At 32.4% G+C, this 7,840-nt stretch carries 8 protein-coding genes; 3 read left to right on the top strand and 5 right to left on the bottom strand.

From position 1 onward, the window contains the following. Positions 1-304 precede the first annotated feature (304 nt). Positions 305-1,060 carry a HesA/MoeB/ThiF family protein gene (locus ACKI5C_RS00345; protein WP_407430894.1) on the top strand — a complete coding sequence of 252 codons (756 nt, stop codon included), beginning with the start codon at positions 305-307 and terminating at the stop codon, positions 1,058-1,060. 5 nt (positions 1,061-1,065) lie between these two features. Here the strand turns inward: ACKI5C_RS00345 and fdhD are convergent, their stop codons facing one another. From fdhD to ACKI5C_RS00320, 5 genes are all read right to left on the bottom strand, one after another. Beyond that, a complete protein-coding gene (gene fdhD / locus ACKI5C_RS00340) occupies positions 1,066-1,896 on the bottom strand; it encodes a formate dehydrogenase accessory sulfurtransferase FdhD (RefSeq protein ID WP_407430892.1) in 831 nt (276 codons plus the stop codon). A gap of 11 nt (positions 1,897-1,907) precedes the next feature. Further along, the gene (locus ACKI5C_RS00335; RefSeq protein WP_407430890.1) at positions 1,908-3,296 is read right to left on the bottom strand and encodes a glutamate--cysteine ligase; all 1,389 of its coding nucleotides are present in this window, start codon (positions 3,294-3,296) and stop codon (positions 1,908-1,910) included. Between the two features lie 10 nt (positions 3,297-3,306). After that, complete coding sequence (locus ACKI5C_RS00330) at positions 3,307-4,689, bottom strand: hypothetical protein (RefSeq protein WP_407430888.1); 1,383 nt, start codon at positions 4,687-4,689, stop codon at positions 3,307-3,309. Next, the gene (locus tag ACKI5C_RS00325) at positions 4,682-5,476 is read right to left on the bottom strand and encodes a class II glutamine amidotransferase (protein ID WP_407430886.1); all 795 of its coding nucleotides are present in this window, start codon (positions 5,474-5,476) and stop codon (positions 4,682-4,684) included. The genes ACKI5C_RS00330 and ACKI5C_RS00325 overlap by 8 nt, the downstream gene beginning before the upstream one ends. A gap of 165 nt (positions 5,477-5,641) precedes the next feature. Next, positions 5,642-5,848: a hypothetical protein gene (locus tag ACKI5C_RS00320; RefSeq protein ID WP_407430884.1), complete on the bottom strand. Its 207-nt coding sequence runs from the start codon at positions 5,846-5,848 to the stop codon at positions 5,642-5,644. A 141-nt stretch (positions 5,849-5,989) separates the two neighbouring features. Between ACKI5C_RS00320 and ACKI5C_RS00315 the strand changes: the two genes are divergently transcribed. Next, positions 5,990-6,730 carry a 3-oxoacyl-ACP reductase family protein gene (locus ACKI5C_RS00315; RefSeq protein ID WP_407430882.1) on the top strand — a complete coding sequence of 247 codons (741 nt, stop codon included), beginning with the start codon at positions 5,990-5,992 and terminating at the stop codon, positions 6,728-6,730. Between the two features lie 89 nt (positions 6,731-6,819). Beyond that, the gene (locus ACKI5C_RS00310; protein ID WP_407430880.1) at positions 6,820-7,410 is read left to right on the top strand and encodes an Ig-like domain-containing protein; all 591 of its coding nucleotides are present in this window, start codon (positions 6,820-6,822) and stop codon (positions 7,408-7,410) included. The last annotated feature ends 430 nt before the right edge of the window (positions 7,411-7,840 follow it).

Below are 7,840 nucleotides of genomic sequence, written 5' to 3'. Positions count from 1 at the left end.
GCCGCCTCTACATACTGATTATCTTGTAAAGAAACAATGAATCTCAAATCAGGGTTTGTCAGTTCTTTATTTTTAATATAAGTTTCTATATGTTATTATTTAGCTATTTTAAGTTATATAATCTATTTTCATATTTTTTCTTTTATAAATGATGTTACCTAATATTTAAGTGAGTAATACTAAAATTAATTTTCACAATTTTGGTCATTGATTTCCATTGTAATATTTATAAAAAAATTTAAATATTTTAGGGTACTAATAGTAACTTGTAGAAAAAATAACTATTGTTATATTAGGTGAAAAGATGCCGACAAGATATATAGGTGATGGATACTGGGAAATAGCTTCCCGCCAAATGAGTATAGTTACAAGAAGTGAGCAAGAAAGATTTAAAGATGCTAAAATCACAGTTATTGGCTGTGGTGGTATTGGAGGCGAAACTATTGAAATGCTTGCAAGAATGGGTATTGGCGAACTTGTTCTTGTTGATAAGGATGCTTATGATTTATCAAATTTAAACAGACAGACTTTAGCAACAATCGCTGATTTAGGACTTGTAAAAACTGATGTTGCAGCCGAAAAGGTAAGACTGATTAATCCTTATGTTAAAGTCACAACATTCAACGAACATATAGATCAGACAAATATTGAAAAAGTTATTGGGGATTCTGATATTGTAATTGATGCGCTGGATAATGTTTTAACGAGAGTAATTGTATCTAGAAAAGCAAAAGAAATAGGAATTCCATATATTCATGGAGCCATTCATGGTACAATGGGTCAGATTTCTGTATTTTTACCGAACAGCGATAAAACTTATGAAGAAATGTTTAATTTACCATCAATCGGAAAAGAATTAGATGATGAAACAATTGAAGCTTTAAAAAATGTGACTTCAGGTGTTCCTCCTGTTATTGGACCTACTCCGAATTTGATTGGTTGTCTTGAAGCTTTTGAAGCTTATAAAATAATAACTGGAGTTGGAAAGGTTACTGTGGCTCCTGAAATATTAACATTTAATTTATTAGATTTAAGTTCATTTTCACTGGATGAACTTTAATTTTCTTATTTTTTTAAATTGACTCTTTCTGGAGATGTATAGATGGTAAATCTATTGTCTCTTACAAAACCGATTACCGTAATGTTTCCTGCTTCTGCAACGTCTATTCCGGATGATGCAGGTGCGGCATTTGAAATAATTATTGGTATTCCAACACGGATTACCTTAATCAGCATATCAGCAGGCATTCTTCCACTATATGAAATATAGCATTGGCTGAAATCATATCCTTCTTTTGCAGCGGCTCCTATAATCTTGTCAACTGCAACATGTCTGCTTACATCTTCCCTTATGATGATTTTGTCCTTGTATTTGAGTTGGGCCACATGAACTCCGGCGGTTTTTTGCCAGATTTTAGCTTCATCAGTTAAATGCTTTATATCTTTAATTATTTGGGTAGCATCGATTTTTAAATCGGATGTATTAGGCTCAATAGTTTTTAACTCGGATCTTATTCCGCCGGCATTGTCTGAGTTAACTCCCTGATATTCAAGCAGTCTGCAAACGCATGCATGTTCGCAGTTGCCCTTTCTTTCCTGAACAATGCCCTCCTGTTCCAGGTCTTCTTCCGGGTCATGATTTAACTTTGTTGTAATTAAAATATTGGTTCCGTCCAGTTCAATTGAACTAATGTCTGAATAATCTTTAATCAATCCTTCTCCAAGACAGTATCCAATTGCAAAATCTTTTAAATCTGTTGGATATGTTGTGAATTTACGTGGGGGCAGATAATCGATAAAAAGATAAGTGTATTCATCGGTTACTGTTTTTTCTTTGATTATTTCATGTTCTCCATCTTTCCATTGAATTACATCACATTCTCTTAAAAGTTCCATACTATCACATTTTATTTTTTGGCTAAAGCAATGTTAACATATTTCTGGTATTTCTCACATTTGTTGAAATCAACATTTTTCAGGGTATTGATGCTGGTTTGTTTGTTGTTTTTGGATAAGGCAATATGCGTGTTAATATATCCGTTTTCTTTAATCAGTTTCAATAATCTTTTTCCGTATGTTAAATCAGGATTTGATACTCTGTCATGCATTAATTTCAATGTATTAAATTCATCAAATCCCAATACTTCACACATTCCATACATTTCATTAATTATTTCTGATGCCCATTCCTTAAGGGTAACCTCTTGGCCGTCTCTAATCAGTCTCATTGACTCTGTATATGCTAATTCTGCTGTGTTTTCTTCATTGATTTTAGCTTCTTTTTGCCAGTCAGCATAATCAGTTTCATCTTTAATTAATGAATATATTAAAAACAGATGCAGGAATGTCATGTCATGTCGTACAAGTCCGCACTGATAGAATGGATTAATATCAAGTGTTCTAATTTCAATATATTCAATTCCATCTTTTTCAAGTGAATTCAGAAGGTCTTGAGGATCTTTTGGTTTTAGTCTAATCTGGGTGTATAGCTCTTTTGCTTCGGATAAATCCCCATTATCTATAAAAGTACGGACATCTCTTGTAAATTCTTCAACACTATTATAAGAAGGGTATAAATCTTTTAAATTTTTATATCCGCATGACGCATTTCTAAAAGAGGGACCTTTTGTTGAATAATAGCTGCCGTAATCGTCCTTTGCATCCATCAGGTGAATGCAGTCGTTGGAAAATGTCTTATGAGAACCTATTGAACAGCCAGTTAAATAGATTATTAGCCAGCAGTGTCTTAAATAATTTCGAGCTATTCTTAAATAAACCTGATTTCTAAACTCTTTAAAACTTACATCCGTATCTATAAATTCATATATTTTTTTCAGGAAGTTTTCTGAAAATGAAAAGTTAAAATGAACTCCTGAAATCATCTGCTTTTTAACACCGTATTTTTTGGCTAAATCTTCACGGTATTTCTGGGAGGATTTTCCCTCTTCAGGATATTGGGCTATTGGAATCTGATCCCAGTATGGTAAAATACATGGTATTGACTGAAACCACAGGTATTCGTCTTCAGGAAGTGAAGAATTGACTAAATCGGCTAATATTGAGAATGTGTCAAAGGCTTCGTCAATGGTGTTGAATGTAGGGGTTATTATTTCAATTTGACTTTCTGAAAAGTCTGTTGTAATTAAAGGATTTGTAAATTTATCTCCAAAAATTTCTGGATGAGGTGTTAGTGACAGCTCACCATCGCCTTTGGCTCTGAGACTTTCCCATTCGATTCCGAATGACCCTTCAAGTATTTCGCTAGGTGATAATTTAGATATGGTTGACAATTTCATAATTTTCCCCTTAAATATTACCATAGTTTTCAATTATTTCTTCAATATTATTTTTATTATTCAATAATTTAATCATTTCTCTTGCAGGGTTAGTCTGTTTTTTAATGCGTTCATATAAAGGATTTAAAAATATTTCTTCTCCTAATCCTCTTTCCTTAAGTCCTTCTGATGCCAAATCAACAATACTTTTGGATAACCTGCATACTTCATTTTTATCGATTACTGGAGGGATTTCGGATTGGATTAAGAGCTTTCTCAACTCTCCGGCAGTATAACCCTTATGATAAAGTGAAGTATCGTTGGTGATTATTTCATCTAGTTCGTCAAGTTTATCTTTAAGCCCGAGATGAAATGCTGCAACTGACATTGATTCGTTAATTGGTTGTGTGCATACGCTTCTAAACTCAACAGTTCCCCTAAATGTCAGATTAATAAATTTAAACGGTCTTAAATAATTGATATCATCAAGTTCAGGTTTTATAGTGACCTTTTTGTATTTTCCATTGCAGTATTTTTCTCCGATTATCGTTTCTTGTCTGAAGTAGTCCAGCAAATTCATTGACGGAAAATTAATATATGATCCGTCACGCATAACACAGTACATATTTAAGGATTCCAAATATGCCTGAAGGTCATTAATGTCTTTTAGCTCCACATCATACATTCCGATATTGTGGGGATTAACACCATGAGTTGAATACTCCCATAAAACATCCCTGAAGCAGATGAATTTATCATTATCATCAATCAGAACGGAATTTGAAAACAGCAATGCTTTAACAGGTTCGATTTTTGAAAACACATTGATTGTCTGTACCAGCTTTTCTTTTGAAACATCCAGCTGAACCTGTGATGCTGATGAAAACATTCCGTATTCAGGATAGTCATGAAACTGGATATTTTCATATGCCTCTGTTGACTGCAAATGATGATAAAGCATTAGATATCTCTCTGACGCAATCGGAATGTGATTGTTGTATTTTCTGTATGGATTAATTCCCATTCCGGTTAATGTATGGTTATGCTCTTCAAAACATTCTTTTGTGAATGTATAATACTCGTTAAAGCGGTCATTGATTGAAAACAAATCCTTTTCACGACCCATTGCAAATTCAATGTTATTATAGGAGCAGTCGTAACAGACTATATCATCGTTTTTATCATTTTTAATGGAATACACATTTCCGTCATAGTCTATTCCGTCATTTTTAAAATCTCCGAATTCCTTTTTGAATTTGTATGTGACTTCATGAACTACATTAAAGTCGACTGCCTTTTTGTCAAGATTAACGATAGGAATTTCGATTTCAACACCGATAAAATTTTTTTCTTTATCTGTTGGACGGATAAACTCCTCGTATAATTTATCCTTAATTTGCTTTTCATTAATCATGGAATTCACCGGTTATGCTTTTTAAAAAGTCTTCCATTGTTTTTTCATGTTCTTCTGTTAGGAAAAATTCGTTTTCATGCTCTTCGCTTTCAAAGATGATATTTCCATCTATCAATCCGAATAGCTTGTTTAACTCTACCGGTTTCCATCCTTCATCGTTAGTTAACGGTGTGGATGCAACTAAAAATCCTTCTTCGTTTTTAAGATAGTACAGGGAATCCTTCATATTGGAGTGGATATAGGTTAAATCCCCGTCATAAATCATTAAATTAAGCTTGTTATCTTTAGATAAATCTCTGATTATTTCTTCAAGTATGTAAAAGCGCTCTTTAATTGTTGAAACTGACCCTTTTTTTGCTTCAAATTCATTAATCTTATCAATTATGTATAAAAGTATTCTTTCAGAGTCCGTATCTCCATTTTCCCTATCTTTGTATTTGTCAAGTTCGGGATAGTCAAATACTGTTCCATTGTGAATCAGCATCCAGGATCGGTTATTGTCATCTGCTTCGATAAATGGATGGCAATTTGGAGATATAATCTCGCCTACAGTAGCTAGTCTTATATGGGCGAATACGTTTTTTCCAACAACTGGATTAGATAATATATTTTTTAAATGTTGGCTACATGATGCTTTTACAGGTTCTTTATCAATCATTGATTCATCTTTTTGCATATTGGCTAGACCCCATCCGTGAGGGTGTTCATCTGAATGCCTATAAAAACATTCCAAACATTCATTTACTTCTTTTGGATTATTTGAATTAAAACAGAATATTTCGCACATATATTATCTTCCCATATTTTTGATAACAATTGTTATATATTTTTTAGTATATAAATATTTTTGAAAATAATATTAAAAAATGAATGTAATTCTATATTTTAACTGTTTAGGACATGAAATGGTGATGTGATGTTCTATTTAAATTCAATTTCTTGAAATTATATATTAATAATCTTCGTAATCATCGTCATCGTCGATGTATGAGTCATCAGAATTGTCATCGTATGAATCATCAAATATTGAATTATTGTTGTTATCATCATCGTAATATAGGTTCATTGCTTCACTTTCATCGATTAAATCGGAACCGCAGTGTTCACAAACTGCATTATTTGGATCATTTAATCCTCCACAAACAGAACAGGTTATCATAGTTTTCACCTCTTATTAAGTAATTAGTTTTTTTTCTTGTATATCATTGTTTTCATTAAAAAAATTCATACTTTTTTTAGGTTTAACAAAAAATTTATATGCTATATTGTAACATATTCATTACCATAGAAGGTGATAAATATGGCAAAAAATGCAATAATTACTGGTGGTTCCAGAGGAATCGGTAAAGCAATGGCTTTAAAATTAGGTGAACTCGGATACAATGTAGCTATTAACTACAGAAGTGATTCATCCAAAAAATTAACTGAAGATTTAGTTGAAGAAATCAAATCTGAATATGGTGTAGAAGCTATTGCTGTACAAGCAGACGTAAGTATATTTGAAGACTGTGAAAAATTAGTCAATGCAACAGTTGAATCATTTGGTGAAGAAATTGATGCTTTAGTAAATAATGCAGGTATTACAAACAACTGTAACTTCATAGACTTACAGCCTGAAGATTATGAAAGAGTTATCAACACAAACCTTGTAAGTATGATGCACATGTGCCACTTGTGCTTGCCATACATGGTTGACCGTGACACTTCCATTGTATGTACTGCTTCTGTCGGAGGTTTGACAGGTGTTATTAACCAGGCTGATTACTGTGCTGCAAAAACTGGTGTAATCGGTTTATGCCGTGCTCTTGCTTTGGAATTTGCACCAAGACAAGTACGTGTTAATGCAATCGCTCCCGGTATGATTATGACTGACATGCTCAGAGGAGTAAATCAGGATGAGTTAAATGCTCTTGCAGCTACAATCCCTCTTGGTAAGATTGGTGATGTGGAAGAAATTGCCGGTGCACTCGAATATATTTTAGGTGCTGGATATTTAACCGGACAAGTAATTTCACCTAACGGAGGTTTTGTCCTACAATAGGTTCAAATCATTATCTTTTATCAAATTCATATCAATATTGTGGATAACTATTTAATAATTATTTAGTAATAATATTGTTAGGTGATATTATGGATAAGAGAATATTGATAATATTGATTGCCGTTTTAGCAATTCTTGTTGTAGGTGCAGTATTTTTGAATCCTTCAAAACAAGAATCTAAAATAGAAGTTGTAACCAATGGAACACTTCACGTAGGTAGTACATTCCAGGTCTTTTTAGCGAATTCAAACCATAATCCTATAGCTAATCAGAGTGTTTCATTTGTAGTTCGTGACAGTAATTCAAATGTTGTTGTTAACAAATCAGTGACGACAAATAATTTTGGTGTAGCTGATTTGGAGCTTGATAATGTTTCAGAAGGTCAATATACAGTTAATGTTATCTTTAAGGGTAATGATAAATTTAAAAATTGTTCAGTTACCCATACATTAAAAGTGGAAGCAGGATCTACTGAACCGATATCTATTGATACTTCAAGCAACAGAACTTCCAATGCTACTTCCAATACAACCGGCACTAATACTGGTGGAAACTCAAATAATGGTGCATTCTACAGTGCACAAACTGAAAAAACCTATTATCCTGGTGAAGTTGATTTAGCTCCTGATGGACACCATTACAAACATATGGGTAACAATGAATGGGTAAGAATTGATTAATTACCTTTTCATTTCTTCTTTTTTTTAAATAATAATTTAACAAATTAATCTTAAATCCTAAAATAACAAAGTGTGGGATGTTTTGTTGAAAAAATTAATATTGATACTTTAGTTCTATTAATTATCACTTCCCAATATGGTGAAGCAGTAATCTCAAATAAAATTAACATCTCTGCAAAAGAGGATTAACCATATCCTAATTTATTTTTTGAATAAATATATAATTAATCAAACTAAAGTATATAATAATTAAATATGGGGGATGAATTTATTGAAAAAATTAAAAATTGTTTTAATAATGTTGATACTATTCATATCTATCAGTGCAGTTTCCGCTTCTGGAAACTTTTCATCACTTCAAGAGGACATTGAGGATAGCGAAGATAGTATTACATTAACCCAAGATTATGCATATGACAATACGACAGAT

Origin of the sequence: Methanobrevibacter sp., assembly GCF_045646045.1 — an archaeon.
In the GTDB taxonomy this organism is placed as follows: domain Archaea; phylum Methanobacteriota; class Methanobacteria; order Methanobacteriales; family Methanobacteriaceae; genus Methanocatella.
This window is presented reverse-complemented; position numbering and strand designations above follow the sequence as displayed.